At 59.8% G+C, this 25586-nt stretch carries 20 protein-coding genes and 1 pseudogene; 7 read left to right on the top strand and 14 right to left on the bottom strand.

All coding sequences use genetic code 11. From position 1 onward, the window contains the following. Window positions 1-82: 82 nt before the first annotated feature. Together ACA063_RS10730 and ACA063_RS10725 are read right to left on the bottom strand one after the other, a co-directional pair. Complete coding sequence (locus tag ACA063_RS10730; RefSeq protein WP_497665820.1) at window positions 83-778, bottom strand: potassium channel family protein; 696 nt, start codon at window positions 776-778, stop codon at window positions 83-85. Next, window positions 768-2096, bottom strand: a complete 1329-nt coding sequence (locus tag ACA063_RS10725) for a TrkH family potassium uptake protein (RefSeq protein ID WP_497665819.1) — start codon at window positions 2094-2096, stop codon at window positions 768-770. Before ACA063_RS10725 ends, ACA063_RS10730 begins: the two co-directional genes overlap by 11 nt. 517 nt (window positions 2097-2613) lie before the next feature. Here ACA063_RS10725 and sorA point away from each other — a divergent pair. Then, window positions 2614-3867 (top strand): SorA family sulfite dehydrogenase catalytic subunit, encoded by a 1254-nt coding sequence (sorA, locus tag ACA063_RS10720; protein WP_497665818.1) that lies wholly within the window; start codon window positions 2614-2616, stop codon window positions 3865-3867. 10 nt (window positions 3868-3877) lie between these two features. Next, window positions 3878-4516: a SorB family sulfite dehydrogenase c-type cytochrome subunit gene (gene sorB, locus ACA063_RS10715; protein WP_497665817.1), complete on the top strand. Its 639-nt coding sequence runs from the start codon at window positions 3878-3880 to the stop codon at window positions 4514-4516. Between the two features lie 13 nt (window positions 4517-4529). On the opposite strand, the gene ACA063_RS10710 is transcribed toward sorB, so the two are convergent. The 8 genes from ACA063_RS10710 to ACA063_RS10675 form a co-directional block, all read right to left on the bottom strand. Further along, entirely contained in the window at window positions 4530-5303 is a 774-nt protein-coding gene (locus tag ACA063_RS10710) for a TSUP family transporter (protein ID WP_162440485.1), read from the bottom strand. 103 nt (window positions 5304-5406) lie between these two features. Continuing rightward, the gene (locus tag ACA063_RS10705) at window positions 5407-6477 is read right to left on the bottom strand and encodes a YeiH family protein (RefSeq protein ID WP_497665816.1); all 1071 of its coding nucleotides are present in this window, start codon (window positions 6475-6477) and stop codon (window positions 5407-5409) included. 392 nt (window positions 6478-6869) lie between these two features. Beyond that, a complete protein-coding gene (locus ACA063_RS10700) occupies window positions 6870-7169 on the bottom strand; it encodes a DUF6506 family protein (RefSeq protein ID WP_497665815.1) in 300 nt (99 codons plus the stop codon). Window positions 7170-7192: 23 nt separating this feature from the next. Next, on the bottom strand, window positions 7193-8146 hold the full coding sequence (locus ACA063_RS10695; protein WP_497665814.1) for a bifunctional enoyl-CoA hydratase/phosphate acetyltransferase: 954 nt from the start codon (window positions 8144-8146) through the stop codon (window positions 7193-7195). 117 nt (window positions 8147-8263) lie between these two features. Next, window positions 8264-10024, bottom strand: a complete 1761-nt coding sequence (gene xsc / locus ACA063_RS10690) for a sulfoacetaldehyde acetyltransferase (RefSeq protein ID WP_162440489.1) — start codon at window positions 10022-10024, stop codon at window positions 8264-8266. A 532-nt stretch (window positions 10025-10556) separates the two neighbouring features. Further along, window positions 10557-12023 (bottom strand): MocR-like pyridoxine biosynthesis transcription factor PdxR, encoded by a 1467-nt coding sequence (pdxR, locus tag ACA063_RS10685; RefSeq protein ID WP_497665813.1) that lies wholly within the window; start codon window positions 12021-12023, stop codon window positions 10557-10559. Between the two features lie 285 nt (window positions 12024-12308). After that, the gene (locus ACA063_RS10680) at window positions 12309-13697 is read right to left on the bottom strand and encodes an aminotransferase family protein (protein ID WP_497665812.1); all 1389 of its coding nucleotides are present in this window, start codon (window positions 13695-13697) and stop codon (window positions 12309-12311) included. Between the two features lie 202 nt (window positions 13698-13899). Then, window positions 13900-14718, bottom strand: a complete 819-nt coding sequence (locus ACA063_RS10675) for an IclR family transcriptional regulator (RefSeq protein WP_497665811.1) — start codon at window positions 14716-14718, stop codon at window positions 13900-13902. Window positions 14719-14905: 187 nt separating this feature from the next. On the opposite strand from ACA063_RS10675, the gene ACA063_RS10670 reads away from it, so the two are divergent. The 3 genes from ACA063_RS10670 (at window position 14906) to ACA063_RS10660 (ending at window position 19381) form a co-directional block, all read left to right on the top strand. Next, window positions 14906-16570, top strand: coding sequence for a GMC family oxidoreductase (locus ACA063_RS10670; RefSeq protein ID WP_497665810.1), 1665 nt, complete (start codon window positions 14906-14908; stop codon window positions 16568-16570). A 68-nt stretch (window positions 16571-16638) separates the two neighbouring features. Next, window positions 16639-17961 carry an MFS transporter gene (locus tag ACA063_RS10665; protein WP_162440494.1) on the top strand — a complete coding sequence of 441 codons (1323 nt, stop codon included), beginning with the start codon at window positions 16639-16641 and terminating at the stop codon, window positions 17959-17961. Window positions 17962-18247: 286 nt separating this feature from the next. Continuing rightward, window positions 18248-19381, top strand: a complete 1134-nt coding sequence (locus tag ACA063_RS10660; protein WP_497665809.1) for an aminotransferase class V-fold PLP-dependent enzyme — start codon at window positions 18248-18250, stop codon at window positions 19379-19381. A gap of 215 nt (window positions 19382-19596) precedes the next feature. On the opposite strand, the gene ACA063_RS10655 is transcribed toward ACA063_RS10660, so the two are convergent. Beyond that, a complete protein-coding gene (locus ACA063_RS10655) occupies window positions 19597-19905 on the bottom strand; it encodes a hypothetical protein (protein WP_497665808.1) in 309 nt (102 codons plus the stop codon). 159 nt (window positions 19906-20064) lie between these two features. On the opposite strand from ACA063_RS10655, the gene ACA063_RS10650 reads away from it, so the two are divergent. Then, the gene (locus tag ACA063_RS10650) at window positions 20065-21045 is read left to right on the top strand and encodes an AAA family ATPase (RefSeq protein WP_497665807.1); all 981 of its coding nucleotides are present in this window, start codon (window positions 20065-20067) and stop codon (window positions 21043-21045) included. A gap of 20 nt (window positions 21046-21065) precedes the next feature. Beyond that, window positions 21066-22793 (top strand): cobaltochelatase CobT-related protein, encoded by a 1728-nt coding sequence (locus ACA063_RS10645; protein ID WP_497665806.1) that lies wholly within the window; start codon window positions 21066-21068, stop codon window positions 22791-22793. A 250-nt stretch (window positions 22794-23043) separates the two neighbouring features. Here ACA063_RS10645 and ACA063_RS10640 read toward each other — a convergent pair whose 3' ends face one another. The 3 genes and pseudogenes from ACA063_RS10640 to ACA063_RS10630 form a co-directional block, all read right to left on the bottom strand. Then, entirely contained in the window at window positions 23044-24474 is a 1431-nt protein-coding gene (locus tag ACA063_RS10640) for an amino acid permease (protein WP_497665805.1), read from the bottom strand. A gap of 123 nt (window positions 24475-24597) precedes the next feature. Continuing rightward, window positions 24598-24819, bottom strand: a pseudogene (locus tag ACA063_RS10635) (hypothetical protein); the annotation flags it as partial. A gap of 81 nt (window positions 24820-24900) precedes the next feature. Beyond that, window positions 24901-25284 (bottom strand): c-type cytochrome, encoded by a 384-nt coding sequence (locus ACA063_RS10630; protein ID WP_497665804.1) that lies wholly within the window; start codon window positions 25282-25284, stop codon window positions 24901-24903. Between the last annotated feature and the right edge of the window lie 302 nt (window positions 25285-25586).

Genomic DNA, 25586 nt, shown 5'->3' with positions numbered 1-25586 from the left:
TGGTAATAAAGCCGACCCTTATCAGTCGGGAACATTGGACCCGGCAATCGCTTTCCTGAGTGGGGTCAGGGTCACTCTCCGGCTAGGTTGAGACGCCGGCAAATTTCTGGATCAGGTGGGTCGGGCCGGACACAATGAGCAGATCACCGGGCAGGATCAGGGTTTTAGGGGTGGCGTGCTGGAAGTCTTGACTGGCGCGTTTCAACCCCACGACCGTCACACCGAATTTCTCACGGATTTGGGCGTCAGCGAGCGTGGTGTTGTGGCATGGCAAGGGGGAGTGAATCTTGGCAATGGCAAAGCCGTCGTCGAACTCGATGAAATCGATCATCCGTCCGGTAATGAGGTGAGCTACGCGCTCCCCCATTTCCTTCTCCGGGTAGACCACATGATGAGCGCCGATGCGCTGGGCGATCTGTCCATGCTCGGCAGTCCGGGCCTTGACCCAGATATCGGGAATGCCCAGTTCGGTCAGCGCCATAATGGTCAGCAGGCTGGCTGCCATGTCGGTGCCAATACCCACAATGGCGTGAGCAAAGTCGGCAACGCCGAGTTGGCGCATGACCATCAGGTTGGTGGAGTCGGCCTGGACCGCATGAGTCAATAGGTCGGCCCAGTCAGAAACAGGAGCGGCTTCTCGATCGATACCCATCACATCGTGACCCAGTCGCATCAGCGACTGAGCCACGGAACCGCCAAAGCGGCCCAGGCCGATCACGACCACGCTATCCCCCTTGGAATAGGCAAACTGATCGGTAAATAGAAATTTAGCCAACAATGGGTTGCTCCTCTGGATAGCGGTAGGGCATGCGACGTTCACCCATCGCCAGTGACACCGCCAGGGTGATGGTGCCGACCCGTCCGACATACATCAGCAGCGTCAGCACAAGCTGGCTCGACGTGGGGAGTTCGGCGGTGATACCCGTGGACAAGCCGACGGTGCCAAACGCTGAAATGACCTCGAAGATCACCTGGTCGGTGGGGATGTCTGTTTCACGCAGGATAAAGAGCGTCGCCAGCACGATCATGAGACTGCCCAGAACAAGCACTGTAATAGCTTGACGTTGGGCTTGTGCACCGACCCGCCGGCCAAATGCCTCGCTGTCAGTGTGTCCACGAATTTCGGCAATGACCAACAAGGCAAGGATCGCAACAGTACCGACTTTGACGCCGCCAGCCGTTCCCGCGCTGCCGCCCCCGACGAACATCAGAAAGTAGTGCACGGCCCAGCTTTCACGGGTCAAGGCGCCAATATCAATGGCGTTGAATCCGGCGGTACGTGCGGAAACGGATGCGAATGACGCCGAGAGTATTTTATCGGTTAATGCCATCGGGCCGAGGGTTCCCGGGTTAGACCACTCAAACAACAGCAGCGTGGCCCACCCCCCAAGTAGCAGGATTGCCGTTCCAGACAAGGTTAGTTTGGAATGTAGAGACCAACGACGGGGTTGGTTGAACCTGTTGCGCAAGTCGTGCAACACGGGGAAGCCTATGCCGCCAATAATGATTGCAGCCATGATTGGCGACAGGATCCAGGCATCCGAGGAAAACCGCATCAGGCTGTCGGGATAAATGGAAAAACCCGCATTATTGAAAGCCGATACCGCATGGAACAGGCCGCTCCACGCGGCATCGGCCCATGGCAGGTCGTAGGCCCAATGTAATCTTGATGTAAGCCATAAAGTCGTGATGAGTTCCAGGGCGAACGTCACCACCAGCACCAGTTTGGCTACGCTGGCAATGTCGCCCAACCCCAAGGATCGTGACTCCAGTTGCGCGACCATTTTGGAGCGTAGACGGAAGCTGCGGTTGACCATCAAGCCGAGCAGGGTTGCCACCGTCATGATGCCGAAGCCACCCAACTGGAACAGCACCAGAATCACCGCCTGGCCGAAGGTAGACCAGTACGTACCCGTATCAACGACTACCAACCCGGTGACGCAGACAGCCGACACCGCGGTAAAGAATGCAGTCACCCAAGGGGTAGCAAGACCCTCAGCCTGGGATAGCGGTTGCATCAGAATCACAGTGCCCGCCATTATCGCGGCGAGGAAAGCCAAGGCGACGACTCTGGCGGGATGAAGTAGTAATTTCATTTAGCTTCAGAACTCATGTCGTTACCAGAAAACAGGCTGTACGCAACAGCGCTCCCACACTCAATCAGACTTGAGTAGTTCAGCCACTTTATGGCGAGCATCAACGGGAATCTGAAGGGTGGGCGATAGTGACAGTCATATCAATTTTTTGCTAATCCTTACTTATTTTCTTCATCGCTGGAAGTTGCAATATATTTCGTACTGAAGTGTTGCGCCAATACAGCTTCTCGAACCCCAAAGACTGTCTGAAGAGGACTCCACCACGGTGCCGTCCGAAAAGCTGCGCACACCTTTCTATACCGAGCGGGCTGAGGACCAATACCCGGGCATGAACTGGCTCTATGCATTCAGTCACAACGACCCGAAGGTAGCTTTCTGGGGATCTTCCCTAAACTTGCGCGGGTTACCTGATTTCAAATTCCGGTGAATATCCAATAGGGGGAATGACCCGACGCTTCGCTGCCCTGACGGGAAGCGGTCAATTGCATCTCATTAATAAAACCAAAGAGAGTGCAGGATGAAGTTCAATTTTGTAGAAAACAGCAATCCCAGCCGCCGACGCGTTCTACGCGATGCCTTGACCCTGGCCGTGGCGGCCTCTCCGCTGGCGAGCCTGGCCAAGGCAGCCACCGAAACCACCGATACAAACCCTGATGAAGTGACCTTTGCTGCCGGCCCGCGGCCGCTGGTGCAATATCCGCAGAAACGACCATTGACCCTGGTGACCACTCGCCCGCCGCACCTGGAGACGCCCTTCCCTGTTTTCAACGAGGGGCCGATCACGCCCAATGACGCCTTTTTCGTGCGTTACCACCTGGCCAATTTTCCGCTGAGCATCGATCCGGACAGCTATCGATTGGCGATCAAAGGTTCGGTCGACACGCCGCTGTCACTGTCCCTTGCAGAGCTCAAAGCCCTTGCCGAACCGGTCGAGGTAGTGGCCGTCAATCAATGCTCGGGCAACAGCCGTGGCTATTTTTCGCCTCGCGTGTTCGGTGCCCAATTGGGCAACGGTTCGATGGGCAATGCTCGGTGGGTGGGCGTGCCGCTGAAGACGGTGCTGGAAAAGGCCGGCGTGAAAGCAGGCGCCGCGCAAGTGACCTTCCGTGGGCTCGACAAGCCAGTACTGCCGAGCACTCCGGAGTTCATCAAGGCTCTGGACATCAGCCATGCCATGGATGGCGAACCCATGATCGCCTGGTCCATGAACGGCACTGATTTGCCCTTCCTCAACGGTTACCCGATACGGCTGGTGGTACCCGGTTATTTCGGCACGTATTGGGTCAAGCACCTGAGTGAGATCGAAGTCCTGGACCACACCTTTGACGGCTTCTTCATGGCCAAGGGTTACCGCGTTCCGGACAACGATTGTTTTTGCGTCGCCCCCGGCACCACGGCGGCGAAGACACTGCCGATTTCCAGGTTGCCGGTACGCAGCTTCATCACCAGCCTTCAGCACGGTGACGTTCTGCCGCAGGGAAAAAACGTGGAGCTCAAGGGCATAGCGTTCGATGGCGGCGCGGGGGTCAACAAGGTGGAAGTGTCGAGTGACGGTGGGCAGCGTTGGCGCGAAGCCCGACTCGGGCAGGACCTGGGCCGTTTCTCTTTCCGTGAGTGGACACTGGCGATCACTTTTTCCACCAAGGGCGCCACCCAGTTGATGGTGCGCGCCAGTAACAGTGTCGGCGAGACGCAACCGCTGCAAGCCGACTGGAACCCCGGAGGCTACCGCCGCCACGTCGTAGAAACCTACCACCTGACTGTCGCTTGAGGAGGCCCGCATGAAACGTTTGACCACCCTGCTCTGCGCCGCCCAAGTGTGTTTGGCAACCCTGGCCAGCGCAGCGCCCTTGTCGATCAAGTTGCCGCCTGAAACGGCCGTATTCAAACCCAGTGAGCTGCCCGGCTACGCATTGGCCCAGCAGAAATGTTCCACCTGTCACTCTGCCGATTACATCAACTTTCAGCCCCCCGGGATGACCCTCGCGCAATGGACAGCCGAGGCTAGCAAGATGCAACACGTGTATGGCGCTCCGATCAGCGATCAGGATGTGAGCATTATCGGCGCCTACCTTGCGGTGACTTATGGCAGTGCCAAGGCCAGCGACACGGAGGTGCAGACGGCCTTGAATGCGCCGCCTGCCCAACCTTCGGCGGTACCGGTCGCAAACGTCGACGCCAAGACGTTGCTGCAGAACAACGGGTGTCTGGCCTGCCACGGGGTTGATCACAAGGTGGTAGGCCCGGCGTATCACGATGTCGCGGCCAAGTACGCAAGTGATCCGCAGGCACTGACCCGGATTGCATCGAGCATTCAACAGGGCAGTACCGGAAAATGGGGGGAGATGCCCATGCCGCCTTTCGCACAGCTAAGCCCGGAAGATCTGAAAACCCTGGCGACGTTCATCCTGCATCAGTAAGTCCAACCAGGATTCATGCCGAGGTTGCGGCCAGCAGCCCCGGCACTGAATCCCAGATCAAACTGACGCCCGCCAGCGCCATCAGCACGAAGACCAGCCATCGCACCGTACGCGGCGACAACTTCGGCGGATACCGGCGCACCAGCCAACTGACCAGCACCACCAACGGTAATGCTTCGGCACTCAACAACAACGTCGACATCTGCATCTGTCCCTGGGCGACGACCAGGCCAAGGCGCGTCGCCGCGTTCGCTGAAAACACCGTGATCAGGGTATTGCGGATGATTTCGTAACCCAAAGGCTGGCGATACAGGTGATAGACAATCGGCGGCCCGCCGCTGGAGAACAAGCCATTGAGCAGTCCGCACAGGCCGCCGGCCAGCCAGAAGGAAGGCTGGCGTGACAGGCGTTTTTTCGGTTTGTTTTGCACCACCAGCATGAGGCTGGCCGCGACGATCAATATGCCGAGCAGCAAGCGCAGCCAGGTTAGCTGGCTACCACTCAGCGCCTCGAGCCCCCACACCCCCAGGCTGACGCCGAGCAGACTGCTGAGCAACACCGGCATCAGCACCGCGCGGTCCAGCTGCGGTTTCGGACCACCCAAAGTGCCCATGGCATTACCCAGGGTGAGGATGCTGATCACCACCGCCACCTCGGAGAGCGGCACCATGTGCAGGGACGCGACCAGGCCCATCAGGATCAGGCCGAAGGCAAAGCCGGTGAGGCTCTGGGCAACGGTTGCCAGGGCCACACAACAAAGAAAAATCAGATGCACTTGCAGGCTCATGATGCCCCTTTAGCGGGTTAAACCAGAATGCCGCCGCACAGTGAATGTGTCGGCGGCAGCCTGGTGATCGGACGGGGCGATGTCAGTCACCCATGACGCTGGCTCATCCCAGCCACTTCACCGCAAACAGGATGATCGTCGCGAGAAACAGCGTTTCACTGACGAGCAGGGTCGCCGGACGCCAGCCCACTTCCAGCAGTGCCTTGAGTGAAGTTTTCATGCCCAGGGCGGCAATCGCCGTCACCAGGCACCAGCGCGACACATCGCCGGCCAACGCCTGCATCTGCGTCGACGCAATGCCGCTGCTGTTGAGGGCGACAAACAGCACGAAGAAGATGATGAACAAGGGCAACGGAAGTGCCGGGCGCGGACCACCATCACCGCGCTTGCGCAGCAGCAGCGACAGGCTGAAAACGATCGGCACCAGCATGGCCACGCGCAACAGTTTGACCACGGTCGCGGTGTCGCCGGTCTCTTCCGACATGCTGTAGCCGGCACCGACCACCTGGGCCACGTCGTGAATGGTTGCGCCGAGGAAGATCCCGGCCTGATGGGCGTCCAGGCCGATCCATTGGGCGATTGGCGGATAGGCGATCATTGCGATGGTGCTCAGCGCGGTGACGCTGATCACGGTGAAGATGATGTTGCGTTCGCTGTCCTTGTCCTGGGGCAATACCGCGGAAATGGCCAGCGCCGCCGAGGCGCCGCAAATACCCACGCTGCCGCCGCTGAGAATACCGAAGTCCCGGGATTGGCCGAGCATTTTAGAGAGGATGATGCCGAACGTGATGGTCAGGAACACCGCACCAATGACCACCGCCATCAGCGTCCCGCCCAGGGAGAGAATCTGCTCAACGGTGATGCGCATGCCCAGCAGCGCCACGCCGCCCCGCAGGATGGTGCTGGAGGTGAAGCGAATCCCCGCGACCGCACGCCCCTCTTGAGAAAGAAAACCCAGGGCCATGCCCAGCAACAGGGCCATCAGCATCACCGGGGCACCGTAATGTTCGGACAGGAAAGTGGCGCTGGCGGCGACCACCATGGCGGCGATGATGCCCGGAAGTAACAGGCTGATTTTCTGCTGACGGCGTACCAACCAGGACGTCGACGGTTGCGCCGTGTCCGGCAACTGACTGCGCACGGGGGGGATTGTGTGGTGTTGTTTTATTGTCATGTGCTCACCAAAACCCTGTGGTTATGAAATCACTGGATTTCGATGCTAGAGAAAACGTTGCCGCCTCATTAGGACCACCTCGAGGTGGTGTTAGGGGCCAGTCTGTGGTGGTGTTTTTCGGTAGGAGTGCAGCGGGTCGCAAGCGCGGATACGCCGCGCCGGAAAGGGAGAGTTTTCAGGCGAGCCCGGTACTGTGGTGAGGGAGTTAACTGTGGCGAGGGGATTTATCCGCGCTGGGCTGCGAAGCAGCCCCAAAAGCTAACGCCGAGTTGTTTCAGGTACATCGCGTACACAGGTTTTACGACTGCTTCGCAGCCGAACGGGGCGGTGCGACGTTTCGCTAAATCCCCTCGCCACAAAGGAATGGGTTTGTCCGGTTGGTGCGGGCCTACTCAGTCAGACAACTGCTGCAGGCGCTCTCGTGTTTCAGGGCTGTACTGCACGGCGGCCACTGGCACCCGATCGTCGATGGCTGTGCGGATCTGCTCGACTTCGGCCTCGGTGAAGGCGCCGCACAGTTCGATCAATTGCACATGCCGGGTCAACAATTCCTGCGCCACCAGCAGCGCTTCCTCGACACTCGCAACGCCGCACAGTGTCGCGGCAAAGGTCTCGGACTCGAGGCGCCCGTTATGGGTGAGGAACTGCATGCCTGGCGCCTTGAAGATAAAGCCATAACGTTGCACAGCCATCGTGGTGCTCCTTGGATGATTGCTTAGCCAGCCGCCAGCAGGCGACTGCGCGTCTGTCGACGATAATCGATAAAAATGGAAGCCAGTGCGCATGACGCCAGGCGCGCTTCCAACGGGTCGGCACGGGAGGTAAGAATGATCGGTACCCGCGCGCCCAGTACCAGGCCGGCGGCCGTGGCACTCATGAAATAAACCATTTGTTTGAACAGAAAATTACCGGCTTCCAGGTTCGGCACCAGCAAGATATCGGCATGGCCCGCGACCTCGCCGCTGATGCCTTTGATCCGCGCCGCTTCCAGCGACACCGCGTTGTCGAACGCCAGCGGGCCCTCGACGCAGGCATCGCCCAGGGCACCGATTGCCGCCAGTTTCGCCAGCTCGGCGGCATCCTGGCTGGACGGCATGCTGCGCGTCACTTCCTCGGTACCGGACAGCACGGCCATGCGCGGCTTTTCATAGCCCAAGGCGTGCATCAGCTCGATGGCGTTGCGGGCGATATGGATCTTGTCGATGATCGTCGGTTGCACGTTGATCACCGCATCGGTGATCGACAGGGCTTTGTCGCTGCCCGGCAGTGTCATGTGAAACACATGACTGAGACGGCTGGGGCCGCGCAGTCCGGCTTCACGCTTGAGTACCGCGCGCAGGAGGATGTCGGTGTGCAGATGCCCCTTCATGATCGTTTCCGCGTCACCGGAGCCCGCCAGCAGGCAGGCAACTTCAGCGCACTGTGCATCGTCACTGGCGTGCATCACACGCAGGCCGTGCAGGTCCCAGTCGAGTTCTTCGGCCAGGGCATGGATCTGCGCCTGATCACCGACCAGTACCGGTTCTATCAGCCCTTCCTCGCACGCCCGTTTGGCACTGCTCAAACTCAACAGATTGACCGGATTGACCACCGCCGTGACCACGCGCGGCAGTGCCTTGGCCCGATCAAGCAGGAACGCCGGGCATTCCGGTGGAATAGTGCTCAACATGATTGGATTCCTTGTCGTTCACGGTAGAAACCGCGATCCCCTGTGGCGAGGGAGTTCACTCCCCTCGCCATGGGCATTGAATGCAGGTGTCCGGCGCACACCGGACACCTTGACCACTCAAACGTAGTCTTTGTATTTCTCAAGGAAACGCACTGGCTTGGACAGCGCATCGCGGCGGAACGGATCGCCCAGTTCACGGGTGCACATGATCTCGATCACCGTGGTCTTGCCGGCCTTTTGTGCCTCGCAAGCGGCCATGAGCGCCGGGCCAACATCTTCCAGACGGTCAACGGTGACTCCTTCAGCACCCATCGAGCGGGCGATGCCGGCGAAGCTCTGGTTTTCCAGCTCGCCTGCCACGAAGCGACGGTTGTAGAAGTCCACCTGGTTCTTCTTCTCCGCGCCCCACTGACGGTTGTGGAACACGATCGAAGTGACCGGAATGTTCTCGCGCACGCAGGTCATGATTTCCATCATCGACATGCCCCAGGCGCCGTCACCGGCATAGGAAATGGCGGTGCGATGCGGTGCTGCAACCTTGGCGCCGATGATGGTCGGCAGCGCGTAGCCGCAGTTGCCGAAGCTCATGGCGGCGAAGAACGAACGTGGTTTCTCGAAGCGCAGGTAGCTGTTGGAGACCGAGTTGATGTTGCCGATGTCCGTGGAGACCATGGCGTCGGCCGGCATGGCTTTTTCCAGTTCACGCAGGACCTGGCGCGGGTGCAGGTAGTTGCCGTCCTCGCCGCTTTGCTCTTTGATCATGTCCAGCGAGTATTCGTCCTTCTCGTGGATCCAGGCGTTGAGCTCGCTTTCCCAGTCGAATTTTTCCTTGGCGATTTCCTCGGCACGCGCCCCCTTGTTTTCCAGGCATTGCACGTCCAGGTTCTCCAGACGACCCAGCAGATTGACCGCCGCAGCCTTGGCGTCGCCGCAGATGCCTACCGTGATTTTTTTCACCAGGCCGAGCATTTTCGAGTCGCAGTCGATCTGGATCACTTTGGCCTGCTTCGGCCAGTAATCAAGACCGTGCTGCGGCAAGGTGCCGAACGGGCCCAGGCGAGTGCCCAGCGCCAGTACCACATCGGCGCGCGACAGCAGTTTCATGGCCGCCTTCGAACCTTGGTAGCCCAGCGGGCCGCACCACAGTTGGTGACTGGCCGGGAAGGAGTCGTTGTGCAGGTAGCTGTTGACCACTGGTGCGCCGAGATATTCGGCAAGTGCTTTACAGGCGTCGACAGCGTCACCCATGACCACGCCGCCCCCGGAGATGATCACCGGGTACTTGGCTGCTGCCAGAATCTGAGCAGCCTCAGCCAGGCTTTGCTCGCCACCGGCGCTGCGCTCGATACGGATCGGCGTAGGGATCTCGACATTGATGTCGCCGTAGAAGAAATCACGCGGAATATTTAGCTGGGTCGGACCGTTTTCCTGCATCGCCCGATCGAAGCAGCGACCGGTCAGTTCAGCCATGCGCGCCGGATTGGGCACGTGCGCCTGGTACTTGGTGATGGTTTCGAAGAACGGCAGTTGCTGGGCTTCCTGGAAGCCACCGAGGCCCTGACTCATCGAGCCGGTTTCCGGCGTAATCACGACCACCGGGCTGTGCGCCCAATACGCCGCGGCGATGGCGGTCACGAAGTTGGTGATGCCCGGACCGTTCTGCGCGATGCACACACCGTGACGACCACTGACCCGCGAGAAACCGTCAGCCATGTGACCGGCGCCCTGCTCGTGCACCACCGGGATAAAACGGATGCCGGCCGGAGCGAAAATATCCATCGCATCCATAAAGGCCGAACCCATGATGCCGAAGACGTCGGTGACGCCGTTGGCAACCAGTGTTTCAACCATTGCTTCGCTGGGGGTCATGCGTGGCATATCGATATTCCTCTCGTTGCTTAAGGTACGGCGGCCGCGCCGCCAATGACTCGGGGCTCAGCCTTTAACCGACATGGACGCACAGGGATTCACGTGAGGTCCTTTACGCATGCCGATCTCTCCGATTGTTGTTGTGATGGAGTGTTGGGGCAGGTCGAGGGAGCCGTCTCACGTTCGCGTTGAAGCGAGAACTGGCTGCCTTGGGGCTAGAGTAGGAGTCGAGAGAGGTGCCAGATAGGACCAGTTGAAGGCCACCTGTTGAGCCAGCTGGGTCCAGATTTATCAGCGCGCACAGACGATCCCGGCCAGTGCACGATGGGCGTCGTGCAAGCCGAAAACCCACGCCGTTATCAGCGCAGGTGGCATGCAGAAAAATTGGCTATGAGGATCCCTGTGGCGAGGGAGCTTGCTCCCGCTGGGTTGCGAAGCGGCCCCAAAAGAAGGACTGCTACGCAGCCCAGCGGGAGCAAGCTCCCTCGCCACAGTTACAGTGTCAGGCTTAAGTGAAAAGCATTGCGCTATAGAGTGACGGTCAGCTTATTCGCTGGATGAGCTCGGCCAGCAGTTTGATCCCCGGGCGGATGCGCTCGGCGTTGATCGACGAGTAGCCCAGGCGGAAGTAGTTGAGCGGCGGGTGCTCACCGATGAAGTGAATATCTCCGGGCTCGATCAGGATGCCGTGCTCGGCGGCTTCCTTCTGAAGACGCCGCGCATCGAGGTTGTCGGGGCCTTTGACCCAGTAGCAGGAGCCGCCGAAGCTCGGCTCCTTGGAGGACTCCGGCAGGTACTCACGCAGGGCCTCGCCCATCTGCTGATGACGCTCTTCGTAAGCCCGCATCAGGCTCATGATCAACGCGTCGTGGTAACCCCGTTCGAGGAACAGCGCCACCGAGCGCTGATTGTTCGCCGCCGGATGCCGCACCATCAGTCGACGCAACGCCCGCGCCTCGCGGATCAGGGCTTCGGGGCCTACCAGATAGCCAACCCGCAGACCGGGCGCCAGGGTTTTTGACAGGCTGCCGACGTAAAGTACCCGATCATTGGTGTCCAGACTCTTGAGGGCCGGAATCGGGCTGCCCTTGAAGTTGGTTTCGCTTTCGTAGTCGTCCTCGATGATCAGAAAATCGTGCTCGTTGGCCCGCTGCAGCAATTCGTAGCGGCGCTCCAACGGCATGGTGACCGTGCTCGGGCACTGATGGCTGGGCGTGGTGTAAATGAGATCGCAGTCATTGAGTTCCTCGCTCAATATCAGCCCCTGATTGTCCACCGCCAGCGGCTGGATTCTCGAGGGGTTGAGCATGGCGATGTTGCGGATGTCCATGTAGCCCGGTTCTTCAATGCCCATCAGACTGTCGGGGCGCAACAACAGACGCGCCAGCATGTACAGCGCGTGCTGCGCACCTACCGTGACGAGGATCTGCTCAGGCTTGGCCCAGACACCACGACGTGGCAACAGGCGGGTCCTGATCTGCTCCATCAGCAGAGGATCGTCGTTGTCGAAGCGGTCTGACGCCCAGTCACGGATCGCCGGGATGCTCACCGCATCGCGGCAGCATTCACGCCAGTTGGCGGTGGGGAACAGGGCCGGGTCGAACTGCCCGTAGATAAACGGGTATTTATAATTCTGCCAATCCCGTGGCTTGCTCATGTTGCGTTGCTGCGAAGGTTGCATGACGAGCCGTTGCGACCAGTCCGGCCTGGTGCTGGCGGCCTCATCCTGGCGCGCACGCGGCGCCTCGACCTTGTTGGCCAGAATATCCGGATTGACGTAGTAGCCGCTGCGCTCACGGGCCACCAGGTAGCCGTCGTCGAGCAGGTGTTCGTAGGCCAGCACCACCGTGTTGCGTGCAACGTTCAGCTGTTTGGCCAGCTTGCGACTGGAGGGCAACGGGCTGTCGAGCGGAATATTGCCGTTGAGAATCACCTGGGCGATCTGCTCACGCAGTTGCTGCTGCAGGTTGGTGGTTTTTCCGGCGGACAAATGAAACAACTGGAACATAGCGGCCTCGACTGAACGAACGACAAGCGCTGGCAGCGCTAACGCGGCGATTGCCAGCAGACTAGCAACAACCTCCCGGCAAGACTATCCAGCGCACAACCTGTAGCGCCGCAGATGCAAAAATCGCCACCCCCAACGAAGCCCACTGTAGGAGCTGCCGCAGGCTGCGATCTTTTGATCCTGGCTTCAAAAGCAAGATCAAAAGATCGCAGCCTGCGGCAGCTCCTACAGTGGATCGCATTTCAGCAGCAGCAGCGGCAGCGGCAGCAGCAGCAGCGTTAAGCGTTATGGCTGAGGTGCAAGGCGGCCAAAAGCGTTGTCCAGGGCGGTGATGATTTCATCCAGGTCCTTTTGTGTGGCGATCAACGCCGGGGCGAAGCACAGGGTATTGTTGAACTCCTCGAAGCTGCGGTTGGTACGCCCGATCATTACGCCCTGGCGCATGCAGTCAGCGGCGATGGCAATCGGCACGCTCTCCTCCACCGGCTCCTTGGTCTTGCGGTCCTTGACCAGTTCCAGACCACAGAACAGACCCTTGCCGCGCACATCACCGATGATTGGATACTTGTCCTGCAACTCACGCAGGCGGCCCATGAAGTACTCGCCCATGTGGGTGACGTTCTCCAGCAAGCCCTCGTCCTCGATGATGCGCATGTTCTCCAGCGCCGCCGCCGGACCTGCAGTGCAGCCGCCGAAGGTGCTGATGTCGCGAAAGTAACCCATCCGGTCATCGGCCTCCCCCTTGAACGCTTCGAACACTTCCTCGGTGGTCACGGTGCAGGAGATCGCCGCGTATCCGCTGGCCACACCCTTGGCCATGGTGACGATGTCCGGCTTGATGCCGTAATGCTGATAGCCAAACCACTTGCCGGTACGGCCCAGGCCGCAGACCACTTCGTCAATGTGCAGGAGAATGTCGTACTTTTTGCAGATCGCCTGAATGGTCTCCCAGTAACCTTCTGGCGGCGTGATGACACCGCCGCCAGCGGTGATCGGCTCAAGCACCACGGCCCCCACGGTATCCGGTCCTTCGGCGAGGATGACACGTTCCATCTGCAGGGCAGCGCGCACGCCGTAGTCGGCGATTTCACCGAACTGCGAGCGGTACTCACAGCAGTGTGGAAACTCGACGAAACCCGGGGTGAACGGACCGTACTGGTTCTTGCGTTCGAACTGGCCGGTGGAACTCAGCGCCGTAATGGTTGTGCCGTGGTAATCACGCTCGCGGAACAGGATCTTGTGTTTCTTGCCGCCGTACTTTTTGTGCGCAATCTGCCGCACGATCTTGTAGGCCTTCTCGTTGGCTTCGGAACCGGAGTTGGAGTAGTACACCCGGCTCAGGCCAGGCATCTTCTCGATCAGTTTTTTGGCGAACAAGGCGCCCGGAATGTTGCCCGCGGAGTTGGCGAAAAAATTCATCTTCGCCAGCTGATCGCGCACCGCGTCGGCGATACTCTCGCGGCCATAACCCACGTTGACGGTCCACACGCCACCCGAGACAGCATCCAGGAATTCGTTGCCCTTGATGTCCCGCACGCGCATGCCCTTGCCTTCGACGATCATCAGCGGATCGTTCTGCTCCAGCGGTTTGTGCTGGGACAGGTGATGCCAGACGTGAGCGCGGTCACTGGCCAATGCCTCGACTGCATCGTACTCGTGAGCTGTTGTTTTCATGCTTACCTCTCGACTGGTGCATTTTTATTGTTGGTCACCGGGCAGGAGACACGCTCCAGGCACCGACTTACGAAGGAGCAATACTGGGCATCGCAACGCAGCACCGCCCGATCCACCCCTGATGTCGAAATTAAGAACAAGCAGCGCTCGCCGTTAGAACCAGATATTGACCACGCGTGATGCCAGCCATCATCAACGTTGCTCAACCCTGGGAAGAATCCAGTGCAAAGGCCAGGGCCAGTTGCGCGGCCGCCGCCTGTAACCGGGGAATGTGTTCGATCAAGTCGCCAAGGCTTTTGCGTGCCGTGGGCGCATGGCAGGCCAGCGCCGCGAGGCAATGACCGTCGACACTGAGAATGGGCACGGCGACGGCGACCATTCCCCTGACGAACTCTTCACTGTCGATTCCTACACCGCGTACGCGGATGCGCTCCAGCTCGGTTTCCAGCAGGTCGATGTCGGTAATGCTGCGATCCGTCTGAGGCGTCAGCTCAAGGTGCTTGAGCACGGCACTGCGTCGTTCCGCCGGCATCTGTGAAAGAAACAACTTGCCGCTGGCGGTGCAGTGCAGCGGCACATGGGTACCCGGCTCGACATGCAGGCGCAGGGGCTCGTGTGTTTCCACGCGGTCGATGTAAATCACACACTCGCCATCCAGCGCCGTCAGGTTGCAGGTTTCACCCAGTTGCCGCACCAACGCCTGCAGAATCAGGCGGCTTCGCTGCAGCACCACTTCGTTGCGCAACAGCGACAGCCCCAGGCGATTGGCGCGTGGGCCGAGCAGGTAGGCCTTCTCGTCCACTTCGCGCAACAGATAGCCAAGCCGTTCCAGCGCGACGAGCATTCGCAACAGGGTGGCTTTGGGCGCCTCCAGTCGATCGCTCAATTGTGCGAGTGACATCGGCGCATCCGCATTGGCGACCGCTTCCAGTAACAGCAAGGCACGCAGACTTCGATCCGGATTGTCGCCGACGACCGGCTCCAGCACGCCTTCCTCATATTTCGGTCTGATTCGTACCATTATTAAAACCCCGATAAAAAATCGCTTTCTCTATAACTCATTAATTATTAGCAGCTTAGTTAAAAAAGACGCGAAAAATACGCCGTGGACTCACAAACACCCTAACTCTGGCTCCATATAAATGGAATGTATTGTTCTATTTTCAATTCTCGATTCGGGTTCACAACAATAAAAAAGAGGATTTCGGATGTCACGTACTTATGACTTCGTCATTGTCGGCGCCGGTTCAGCCGGCTGCGTGCTGGCCAATAGACTCAGCGAACACGGGCGCTACAGCGTCTGCTTACTCGAGGCGGGACCTGCGGATCGATATCCGTGGATTCACATCCCGATCGGTTACGCCAAAACCATGTTCCACCCGGTCTACAACTGGGGCTTCTACACCGATCCAGACCCCGGCATGAACGACCGGCGCATCTACTGGCCCCGCGGCAAGGTGTTCGGTGGCTGCAGTTCAATCAACGGGCTCATTTTCATCCGTGGCCAACGCGCCGATTACGACGCCTGGGCCAGCGCCGGAAACACCGGCTGGGGCTGGGACGACGTCCTGCCCTACTTCCGCCGCGCCGAGTCCAATGACCTGGGCCCCGGCCCCACTCGCGGCACCGACGGGCCGCTTTCGGCGTCCAGCATCAAGGCCCGGCATCCCCTCACTGAAGGCTTTATCGGCGCGGCCAAAGAACTTGGCGTGCCTCACATCCCGGACTTCAACACCGGTGATCAGGAAGGTGTCGGTTACTACCAACTGACCACCCGCAGGGGATTGCGCTGCAGCACCGCGGTGGCCTACCTGCACCCTGCCAAGCGCCGTCCGAACCTGACCATCGAGGCGCAAGCCCAAGCCGAAAAAATCCTCTTCGAAGGCACCCGTGCGGTCGGCGTCCAGTACCGCCAGAACGGTCAGTCGCAGACCGTCAAAGCCAAGCGCGAAGTGATACTCAGCGCCGGGGCGTTGCAGTCACCGCAGTTACTGCAACTGTCCGGCATCGGTCCTTCGCCGTTGCTGAAAAAATTCAATATTGCACCGGTTCATGTGCTGCCGGGCGTCGGTGAAAACCTGCAGGACCATTTGCAGATTCGCTTGATCTACGAATGCACCCAACCGATCACCACCAACGATGAACTGCGTTCGCCACTACGAAAATTGCGCATGGGCCTGCAATGGCTGCTGACCCGCAGTGGCCCGCTGGCCATTGGCATCAACCAGGGCGGGTTGTTCACCCGGGTGCTGGAGCAAAGCGACACACCGGACATTCAGTATCACTTCGGGACCCTCAGCGCCGACTCGGCCGGCGGCAGCGTGCATCCCTTCTCGGGCTTCACCCTGTCGGTTTGCCAACTGCGTCCCGAAAGCCGCGGCTATGTGCGCATCACCTCCAGCGATCCCCTGCAACCGCCGTCGATGCAGCCCAATTACCTGTCGACCGAACTGGACCGCAAAACGGTGATTGCAGCGGTGCGCTACACCCGCAAGCTGGCCGCGACCGGTCCGTTGAAGCGGTTGATTCGCAGCGAATATCGGCCTGGCAACGAGACCCAGAGCGACGAGCAGATTCTGGAGTTCTGCCGTCAGTACGGCGCGACCATTTTTCACCCGTCCGGGACCTGCAAGATGGGTGACGACCCGCTCTCCGTGGTGGATGCGCGCCTGCGTGTGCATGGCGTGCAGGGCTTGCGCGTAGTCGACTGCTCGATCATGCCGACGCTGGTTTCGGGTAACACCAACGTTCCGGTGGTGATGATTGCCGAAAAGGCCTCGACGATGATTCTCGAAGACTGCCTGCAACCCAGTGCCCGCACACCTCACGCCACGGAGGCACCGACGCCGGTACTGAGCACCGTCGCGTCCTGATGGAACAGTGAAAGTCGCGTGCCGTTCGCGCTCACCCTCCCTATAAATACAAGAATAGGAATACTGAGATGTCCACGCCAAATCCCGTGCGCAAGGTGGTGATAGCAAGTGTCATTGGCGCCACCATCGAGTGGTATGACTTCTTCCTCTACGGTGTCGTCGCCGGCATCGTCTTCAACCATCTGTACTTCCCGAGCGACGATCCCCTGGTCTCCACCATGCTGGCCTACGGCACGTTCGCCGTCGGTTTTCTCAGCCGACCTATCGGCGGTGTGATCTTCGGCCACTTCGGCGACAAGATTGGTCGAAAAAGCATGCTGATCATGACGATGATGATCATGGGCGTGGCCACCTTTCTGATTGGTCTGGTACCCAGTTACGACAGCATCGGTATCTGGGCCCCGATCCTGCTACTGCTGCTGCGCGTCGTCCAGGGTATCGGCCTCGGTGGCGAATGGGGTGGCGCAGTGCTGATGGCGTTCGAGTACGCGCCGAAACACAAGCGCGGGTTCTACGCCAGCCTGCCGCAGATCGGCCTGGCCATCGGCTTGTGCCTGGCCTCGGGTGTGGTCGGGTTGCTGTCTTACATCCTGACGGACACGCAGTTTCTCGAATGGGGCTGGCGCATCGCTTTTCTGCTCAGCGCAGGCCTGGTGTTCGTTGGCACCTGGATTCGTCTGAATGTGATGGAAAGCCCTGAGTTCGCCAAGGTCAAAGCGGCCAACGCCGAAGCAGCCATTCCGTTCGTTGACATGATGAAGCGCTACCCGAAAAACGTATTGGCCGGTATGGGCGCACGTTACATCGACGGCGTGTTCTTCAATGTGTTCGGCGTATTCTCGCTCAGCTACCTGACCCAGACCCTCAACCTGCCGCGCTCCCAGGCCTTGATCGGGGTGATGATCGCGGCGGTGGTGATGTGCTTCACCATCCCGATGTTCGGCGCCTTGTCCGATCGTATTGGCCGCACCCGCGTTTACTTCTGGGGATCGCTGATCACCGCCCTCTCGGCGTTTCCAGCGTTCTGGTTGATGATGACCAGCCAGGGCGACATGTTTGTGATCTGGATGGCCATTGTGGTGCCCTTCGGGATTTTTTATGCGGCAGTCTACGGACCTGAGGCGGCCATGTTCTGTGAGTTGTTCGACGCGAAAGTGCGCTACACCGGCATCTCGTTCGTCTATCAATTCTCCGGCATTTTCGCCAGCGGCCTGACGCCGATGATCGCCACCGCGTTGATGCGCAGCAGCGGCGGGCAACCCTGGACGACCTGTCTCTACGTACTGTTCGCGGGCGCCGTCAGTGCTTATTGCGCCCGGTGGATCGGCCAGCGCAAAGGCGAGCAGATGACGCCCGAATTAAGCGCTGCCCCGCGCACCTCCTCCTCATGACGGCCTGATCCGCTAAGCTCTGCGCATCGCCCGATTCATGACGGGCACTGAGCTTCGCGCGTTCGTCCCCGATCGCTTGCTCGGGGATTGAACAAGCGGTGAATCAAGATCAAAAGATCGCAGCCTTCGGCAGCTCCTACATTGGGTCGGTGTACACCAGTAGGCGCTGCCAGCGCTGATCTGACCTGGTATGCAGGTCCTGCAATTTGATCCCGGGCCACCTTGTCATTTGCCGAGGCTTGAGGCAGGGTCGATACCAATGAGATTTCTGCCACAGGAGTCACCCATGTCAAAGCTATATCCCAGTGTCGATCCCGAGGGACTGGTCGAGTACTCGGTGGTCTACACCGACCGCTCGCTCAACCACATGTCGCAGACGTTCCAAGGGGTGATGAACAACATCTCCAGCACCCTGAAAAAGGTCTACAACGCCCAGGCCGTTGCGGTGGTTCCCGGCAGCGGCACCTTCGGCATGGAAGCGGTGGCACGGCAGTTTGCCGGCGACCGGCAATGCCTGGTGATACGCAACGGCTGGTTCAGCTATCGCTGGAGCCAGATCCTTGAGATGGGCAACATCCCGGCTGCCACCACGGTACTCAAAGCCCGCCCGGTCGAGTCCGGTCGCCAGGCCGCCTACGCCCCGCCGCCCCTCGACGAAGTGCTGGCCGCCATTCAGGCGCAGAAGCCGCACGTTGTCTTCGCTCCCCACGTTGAAACTTCTTCGGGAATCATTCTTCCCGATGATTACCTGCGCGCCGTCGGTGACGCCGTGCATGCGGTGGGTGGCCTGTTCGTGCTCGACTGCATCGCCTCGGGCGCGCTGTGGGTCGACATGCAGAAGTGCGCGGTCGACCTGCTGATCAGTGCACCACAAAAAGGCTGGAGCGCATCGCCCTGCTGCGCCTTGGTGATGTTCAGTCCGTTGGCCCTCGAGCGCATCGAGCAGACGCAGAGCAGCAGCTTCGCCTGTGACCTGAAAAAATGGCTGCAGATCATGCAGGCCTACGAACAGGGCGGGCACGCCTACCACGCAACCATGCCCAGCGATGCCCTCGCACGCTTTAACGATGTGATGAAAGAGACCGAAGCCTACGGCTTCGAAAAGGTCCGCGCCGAACAGCAGACACTGGGCGACCGGGTACGCGCGCTGTTGGCCGGCAAAGGCATCAAAAGCGTGGCTGCAACCGGCTTTGAGGCCCCGGGCGTCGTGGTGAGCTACACCGATGATCCGGAGATCAAGAGCGGCAAGAAATTTGCCGCCCATGGTCTGCAGATCGCGGCCGGCGTGCCGTTGCAATGCGACGAACCGGCCGACTTCCAGACCTTCCGCATCGGTCTGTTCGGGCTCGACAAGTTGCACAATATCGAGCGCACCGTCAGCACCTTCGAACAGGCGCTGGACGAGGTTCTGGAACACTAAACCTATGCAGCACACACCGAACCTGTGGCGAGGGAGCTTGCTCCCGCTGGGCTGCGCAGCTGCCCCAAAAAGGTCGCTGAGTTTTTTCTGAAAGACCGCAGTCGCCTGATTGGGGCTGCTGCGCAGCCCAGCGGGAGCAAGCTCCCTCGCCACAGTATTAGGGAGCACCTGAAAGGTATTTGGCAGCGCCTAAAAAGAGCCCGGCTGAGTCGGTCTCAGGCACTGACCTTTTCGCCCTGCTGCTGCATCAGGCTGGCCATCCTGCGGCCAAACAGCTTGGCCAGTACCTCGGGGTCGCCAGCGGCTTCGTCCAGCGCTTCCACCACTGCTTGCAGGGTCGGCCGGGTCTTGGCCAGCAGTTCGTCGATGTAGTACTCCGGAGTGATGTGCATATGCGCCTCGTAGCGGCGAAAGAGTGCGAGGAGCTCCGGGTCCAGCTTGATTGTCAGGGTATCGGCGGACATCTGATTGACCTCTCCAGGTTGTTCGGCGGCAACCGCCACGGGTTTTACTAGCGCGACCATCCTTAGCCGCCAACGCCCTGGACCATAGGGCCAGTCGCTGCCCACCCGTGGCGCCAGTCACTGCAACTGGCCACATCGGGTGCCGGGAACTGGTCCCTCCCCAACGCGGGTCACCTCCCTAGAATCAAGACTTCCTTTCCGGCCCCCGAGGCGATATTCATGACCGACCTGAACTTCGAACCCGCCAGCCGCCTGGTCCCTGTACGGGAGTTGTTCGGTATCGACTCCAGCCTGCGCGTTCCTGTGTTTTTCACGCCAGACGAACATGTGCCGCAGATCGACGCGGCCTATCGCTTCAATCCAGAAGTCACCCTGGCGATTCTCGCGGGTTTCACGCGCAATCGCCGGGTGATGCTGCAAGGCTTGCATGGCAGCGGCAAGTCGACCCATATCGAACAGGTCGCGGCGCGGCTCAACTGGCCTTGCACCCGGGTCAACCTGGACGGCCATATCAGCCGTCTGGACCTGATCGGCAAGGACGGCATCGTGCTGCGTGAAGGCAAGCAGGTCACCGAGTTCCAGGAAGGTATTTTGCCCTGGGCCCTGCGTCGGCCCATGGCGCTGATTTTCGATGAATACGACGCGGGTCGTCCGGATGTGATGTTCGTGATTCAGCGCATCCTCGAACGCGACGGCAAGCTCAATCTGCTCGACCAGAATCAGGTGATCCTGCCGCACCCTTCGTTCCGCCTGTTCGCGACCGCCAACACCGTTGGCCTGGGCAACCTGAACGGACTTTACAACGGCACCCAGGTGCTCAATCAGGCGCAGCTGGACCGCTGGAACATCGTCGCCACCCTGAATTACCTGCCCCAGGCTGAAGAAGTCGCGATCGTCGCCTCGCGGGTGCCGCACCTGCTAGCACGACACGGCGAACCATTGCTGACGCAGATGGTGGCGGTGGCCGACCTGACGCGCCAAGGCTTCGCCAGCGGCGACCTGTCGACCCTGATGTCGCCACGCTGCGTGATTTCCTGGGCGGAGAACATGGAGATTTTCAGCGACCCGGCGTTGGCGTTCCGCCTGTCATTCCTCAACAAATGCGACGAAGCGGAACGGCCCGTCGTCGCCGAGTACTACCAACGCTGTTTCGACCAAGAGCTGACCGAGTCGGCGTTCCCCCTGCTGGCACTGGCCTGAACCCGCACAGGAAGACCACGATGAACCCGCCTCCACGTCGCGAGAAACGCCAGCAACAACTCGAGGAACTCTGTGCGGCGACGCTGCGGGCACTGTCCGGTGAGCCACGCGTTCGTTACCGCGGCGGCCGTCTGGAAGTGCAGGAACGGCACTTCCCGGTGCGCGCGCCACACCTTCATCCAGACCCGGAACGTGATGAGAGTCGAGCCTGGCGCGGGGTGTCTGACAGCCTGGCGCTGCGTTTGAAACACAGCGATCCGGCCCTGGTCCGCCAGGTGCTTCCGGCGCAGCCCATCGCGCGGCTGGTGTTCGAACTGCTTGAGCAACTGCGCGTCGAGTCGTTGGTGGCCGACTGTCATCCCGGTGTGCGGCGCAATCTGTTGCAGCGCTTCGAGCAGTGGAGCCAGCAGTTTCTTGACGCTGGACAGGCCGAGGGACACGTCGGCCTGCTGCTCTTCACCCTGGCGCAGATGAGCTGGATTCTGCTGTGTGGCGGCCGCGCCGGGGAACAGACGGAGATGCTGATTGAGGCACCCCGCTTGAGCCTGCTGGGGCATTTCGGGGCGGCCTTCGGGCTGATGCGTCGCTGTCGCCATCACCAGGTGGAATTTTCCGGGCATGCCCTGGTGATCGCCGCCAAGGCACAGGAATTGATCGAGAACCTGGATGCCGAATTGCTCGGGAACGACGAACGCAAGGTCTCGGAAATCACCGAGAAGGCTCACCTGGCCTTTGCCCTGTTACTCGACGTGGATCAGGATGGCGAGGGTGAGGCCAACAGCAGCGGCACTGCCGAAGGTAATCCACGGGGCAGCAACAACGCCTTTACCTATCAGGTGTTCAGCCGCGACTACGATTGCGAGCGCAACGCAGCAAGCCTGGTACGGCCCGAATTGTTGCGCGAACTGCGCCAGCGTCTCGACCGCCGTTTGGCGGGTCAGGGCCTTAATCTGCCGCGCCTGGCCAAGCGCCTGGGCGCCCTGTTGTCGGCGCCTCGTCGAGATGGCTGGGCCTTCGCCCAAACCGACGGACAGATCGATGCCGGGCGCCTCAGTCGCCTGATCATCAGCCCCGAGCAACGGGAGATTTTTCGCCACGAACAGGAGCGTCCGCACAGTGATTGCCTGGTCAGTCTGCTGATCGACAACTCCGGCTCCATGCGCAACCACATCGACAACGTCGCCCTGCTGGCTGACGCCTTCAGTCGTGCCCTGGAACTGGCTGGTGCACGCAGTGAAATCCTCGGATTCACGACCGGCCAATGGAACGGCGGGCGCCCTTTGAAGCGCTGGCGCGCGATGGGCCAGCCCGCCAATCCGGGACGGCTCAACGAACTGAGCCATGTGGTCTACAAGGATGCCGAAACGTCCTGGCGCCGCGCCCGGCCAACCATCGCCGCGCTGCTCAAGTCGGATCTGTTTCGCGAAGGCATCGACGGCGAGGCGCTCCTCTGGGCGCGTCACCGGCTGCTGCAGCGCGACGCACGACGACGCATCCTGATCGTCATCTCCGACGGCTGCCCGATGGACAGCGCGACCCACCAGACCAACCAGCAGGACATCCTCGACCTGCACCTCAAGCACGTGGCACGACAGATCGAACAGGAGCACAGCATCGAGCTGTATGCCCTCGGCGTCGGTCTGGATCTGAGCCCCTACTATCGCAATAGCCTGGAGCTTGATCTGTCGCGCAGCCTGGACAATGCCGTGTTCGACGAAATCCTGCGCCTGCTTAAGGGCCGTTGCTGAGCCTGAAATACCGATCAATCAAGTGTGATCACAATACCTTGTGGCGAGGGAGCTTGCTCCCGCTGGGTTGCGAAGCAGCCCCAAAAAAAAATAGGACTGCTACGCACTCCAGCGGGAGCAAGCTCCCTCGCCACAAGGTAGGCGACATCCCCTACCCCGCATCAAAACACACTGAACACATGCCATTCGCCGAAAACAAAAAAAGTCGCCAATCGGCGACTTTTATTGAGATCCCTTTCAGTCCTGACGACTAGCTGCTAACCGGTACGATTTCCGGCAGGCCCTTGATCCGCCGCCAGAGGGTGCGACTGATGAACGCCAGAATCAGAATCGCCAGGCTGACGACGCCCAATGCCAGCGGCATGCGTTGATCGGGTATGAAGGCCATGCCGGTCACGATACCGAGCATGCCGAAGATGGCGACGTAGGTCAGGTAGGGATAGCACCACATCCGCACCTTGAGTTTCTCCGGCGCCTCGCGTTCCAGCTTCGCTCGCAAGCGCAGCTGAGACAGGGCGATCAGCACATAGACGAAGATCGCCACGGTGCCATAGGAGTTGACCAGGAAGGCGAAGATGGTGTCCGGCGATATGTACGACATGACCACCGACAGATAGCCGAACAGCGTGCCGAAGAAGATCGCCCGGCGCGGTACGCCGCTCTTGGACAGCTTGGCCAGGCTGCGCGGTGCGTCGCCGCGTTTGGTCAGTGCGAACAGCATGCGCGAAGACGCATAGATGCCCGAATTGAGACAGGACAACACGGCCGTTAGCACGATGGCGTTCATCACGTGCGCAGCCCAGTCGAAGCCCATGGCTGCCAGCGCGCTGGAATACGGCGTGAGCATGGCGGGCGAATCCCAAGGGACCAGGGTGACCACCAGCAGGATCGAGCCGACGTAAAAGAACAGAACGCGAGTGATCACCGAGTTGGTGGCCCGCGCCACCGAGCGGACCGGATCGGACGATTCGGCGGCCGCCACGGTGACGATCTCCGCGCCGAAATAGAACCCGGTCGCGGCCACTGCGCCAGTCAGCACCGGGCCGATGCCGTTGGGCATGAAGCCGCCGTGACTGAGCATCGAACTCAACCCGTGATGGGTTTCAGTCGGCCACATGCCTAACAGGTACAACCCGCCCAGCAGCAGGAACACCATGATGGCCGCCACCTTGATCGAGGAAAACCAGAACTCGAACTCGCCGAACGAGGCGACCGAGCACAGGTTGGTGAGGGTCAGAATGATCATCAACGTGAGGCTGATGCCCCAAGCCGGTACGTCCGGTAACCAGAACTGAATGAGCGAAGCGCCAGCCACTGCTTCCACGGCGACGACGATCACCCAGAAATACCAGTACATCCAGCCGGTGAGGAAGCCGGCCAGTTGGCTCGTCTGCTTGTGATCCGCCCACGCCATACGTGCATATTCGTAGAAGGAACCGACGGTCGGCAGGGCACAGGCCATCTCGCCGAGCATGCGCATGATCAGGATGACCAGTACGCCGGTGACCAGAAAGGACACCAGGGCTGCGGGCCCCGCAGACTGGATGACCACACCGCTGCCGACGAACAGGCCGGCACCGATGACACCACCCAGGGCGATCATGGCCATGTGACGTTGCTTGAGTCCCGATTGCAGGCCGCCGTTGGCGCTCTCCGATCGGGTTTGTTGAGGTACGGACATGCTGCTCACCCCATTCGTTTTTATTTTAGGTTGAAAGTCAGTACAGAAGCAGCCGGTCATCGCCGTTATGGTAGGGGGCGAAACAGGCTGCCTACGCAGTGTCTTCCGGGAGGGCAGAACTTTTTAGGGCCAATTGCGGCACGCTGCTGGAGCCACGTTTGCTAGCGTATTATTTTTCTTGAACAGCATCAGGAGCAGCGCGGCTGCGGCGAGCCATGCGTCCATGAGGAACGTGCTGTTTGATCCGGTAGTTTGCCATAGCCAACCCGCGAGGACGCTGGCGATCAGCGTGCAGACACCACTGATCCGATTGAAACGACCGAAGGCAGTGCCGCGCGCGTCTTCATTTCCGGGCTCGCCTGATCAGGCGACGGGACGGGTGATGATGACTGCCAATGAAAACCTCAGCCAGCTCACCTCTGGACATCATCGATTTCTGGAAATCACGGTGCTCATGTATTGATTCAAATCGCGGAAATCTTCAACTCTCCATGCGTGCGGCGACAGCTTTACGCCATTCTCGCGCAAGGTTTTTAGAATCAAGTCTCCGTTTGGGCGAAGAATTATCGATGACACGATAACGCCTGGGTAATCACTCAGTCGTTTTTTGAAAGCGGTTGTTGTCAGGTCAGGCGTTGGAGGATTGCTCTTGTTGGCCAAGGGGCCTGTTCCCTTGATATCTGCTCCATGGCACATGGCACATCGCTGTAAATAGAGGTTTTTTCCGTTGACGTTATCCGCGAAAGACAGTGATGTCTGGATGAGCGATAAAACAGCCAGCGAAGCGATGAATACGGTTTTTTTTCTCATTGTCCATGTGCCTGAGTAGCCAAGAACCCGCCCGACTCTGGCCTGGCAATCCGTGCCTGGTAAAGAGCCAGAGTCAGGCGGGTGAAGAGATCCTAGCAGATTGGATCCAAACTGGCATTTAGACTTTTCCAAGTCTGTCCCGCGGAAAAGAGTCCAGCCGTGGGAGTTTGATTTCTGGCCTATGTCAGCCCCGTCGTTTTGGTAGTTAAATAACGGAGCACAGCCCGTGTTTAAGTGCCTTACAGAATACTTCCTGAAAGCTGCAAGACTTTGCGTATCTGCCTACGGGTACGCCAGAATCC

The sequence above is a fragment of the Pseudomonas sp. LBUM1643 genome, from assembly GCF_059716215.1.
This window is presented reverse-complemented; position numbering and strand designations above follow the sequence as displayed.

Excerpts from the sequence above, each read along its gene's own strand:
- ACA063_RS10700 (WP_497665815.1), bottom strand. The coding sequence starts at position 7,169 with ATGGCTGTGCAACGTTATGGCTTTATCTTCAAGGCGCCAGGCATGCAG.
- ACA063_RS10670 (WP_497665810.1), top strand. The coding sequence starts at position 14,906 with ATGTCACGTACTTATGACTTCGTCATTGTCGGCGCCGGTTCAGCCGGC.
- ACA063_RS10710 (WP_162440485.1), bottom strand. The coding sequence starts at position 5,303 with ATGAGCCTGCAAGTGCATCTGATTTTTCTTTGTTGTGTGGCCCTGGCA.
- pdxR (WP_497665813.1), bottom strand. The coding sequence starts at position 12,023 with ATGTTCCAGTTGTTTCATTTGTCCGCCGGAAAAACCACCAACCTGCAG.
- sorB (WP_497665817.1), top strand. The coding sequence starts at position 3,878 with ATGAAACGTTTGACCACCCTGCTCTGCGCCGCCCAAGTGTGTTTGGCA.
- sorA (WP_497665818.1), top strand. The coding sequence starts at position 2,614 with ATGAAGTTCAATTTTGTAGAAAACAGCAATCCCAGCCGCCGACGCGTT.
- ACA063_RS10705 (WP_497665816.1), bottom strand. The coding sequence starts at position 6,477 with ATGACAATAAAACAACACCACACAATCCCCCCCGTGCGCAGTCAGTTG.
- ACA063_RS10660 (WP_497665809.1), top strand. The coding sequence starts at position 18,248 with ATGTCAAAGCTATATCCCAGTGTCGATCCCGAGGGACTGGTCGAGTAC.
- ACA063_RS10630 (WP_497665804.1), bottom strand. The coding sequence starts at position 25,284 with ATGAGAAAAAAAACCGTATTCATCGCTTCGCTGGCTGTTTTATCGCTC.
- ACA063_RS10640 (WP_497665805.1), bottom strand. The coding sequence starts at position 24,474 with ATGTCCGTACCTCAACAAACCCGATCGGAGAGCGCCAACGGCGGCCTG.
- ACA063_RS10655 (WP_497665808.1), bottom strand. The coding sequence starts at position 19,905 with ATGGTCGCGCTAGTAAAACCCGTGGCGGTTGCCGCCGAACAACCTGGA.
- ACA063_RS10695 (WP_497665814.1), bottom strand. The coding sequence starts at position 8,146 with ATGTTGAGCACTATTCCACCGGAATGCCCGGCGTTCCTGCTTGATCGG.
- ACA063_RS10650 (WP_497665807.1), top strand. The coding sequence starts at position 20,065 with ATGACCGACCTGAACTTCGAACCCGCCAGCCGCCTGGTCCCTGTACGG.
- ACA063_RS10725 (WP_497665819.1), bottom strand. The coding sequence starts at position 2,096 with ATGAAATTACTACTTCATCCCGCCAGAGTCGTCGCCTTGGCTTTCCTC.
- ACA063_RS10675 (WP_497665811.1), bottom strand. The coding sequence starts at position 14,718 with ATGGTACGAATCAGACCGAAATATGAGGAAGGCGTGCTGGAGCCGGTC.
- ACA063_RS10680 (WP_497665812.1), bottom strand. The coding sequence starts at position 13,697 with ATGAAAACAACAGCTCACGAGTACGATGCAGTCGAGGCATTGGCCAGT.
- ACA063_RS10665 (WP_162440494.1), top strand. The coding sequence starts at position 16,639 with ATGTCCACGCCAAATCCCGTGCGCAAGGTGGTGATAGCAAGTGTCATT.
- ACA063_RS10645 (WP_497665806.1), top strand. The coding sequence starts at position 21,066 with ATGAACCCGCCTCCACGTCGCGAGAAACGCCAGCAACAACTCGAGGAA.
- xsc (WP_162440489.1), bottom strand. The coding sequence starts at position 10,024 with ATGCCACGCATGACCCCCAGCGAAGCAATGGTTGAAACACTGGTTGCC.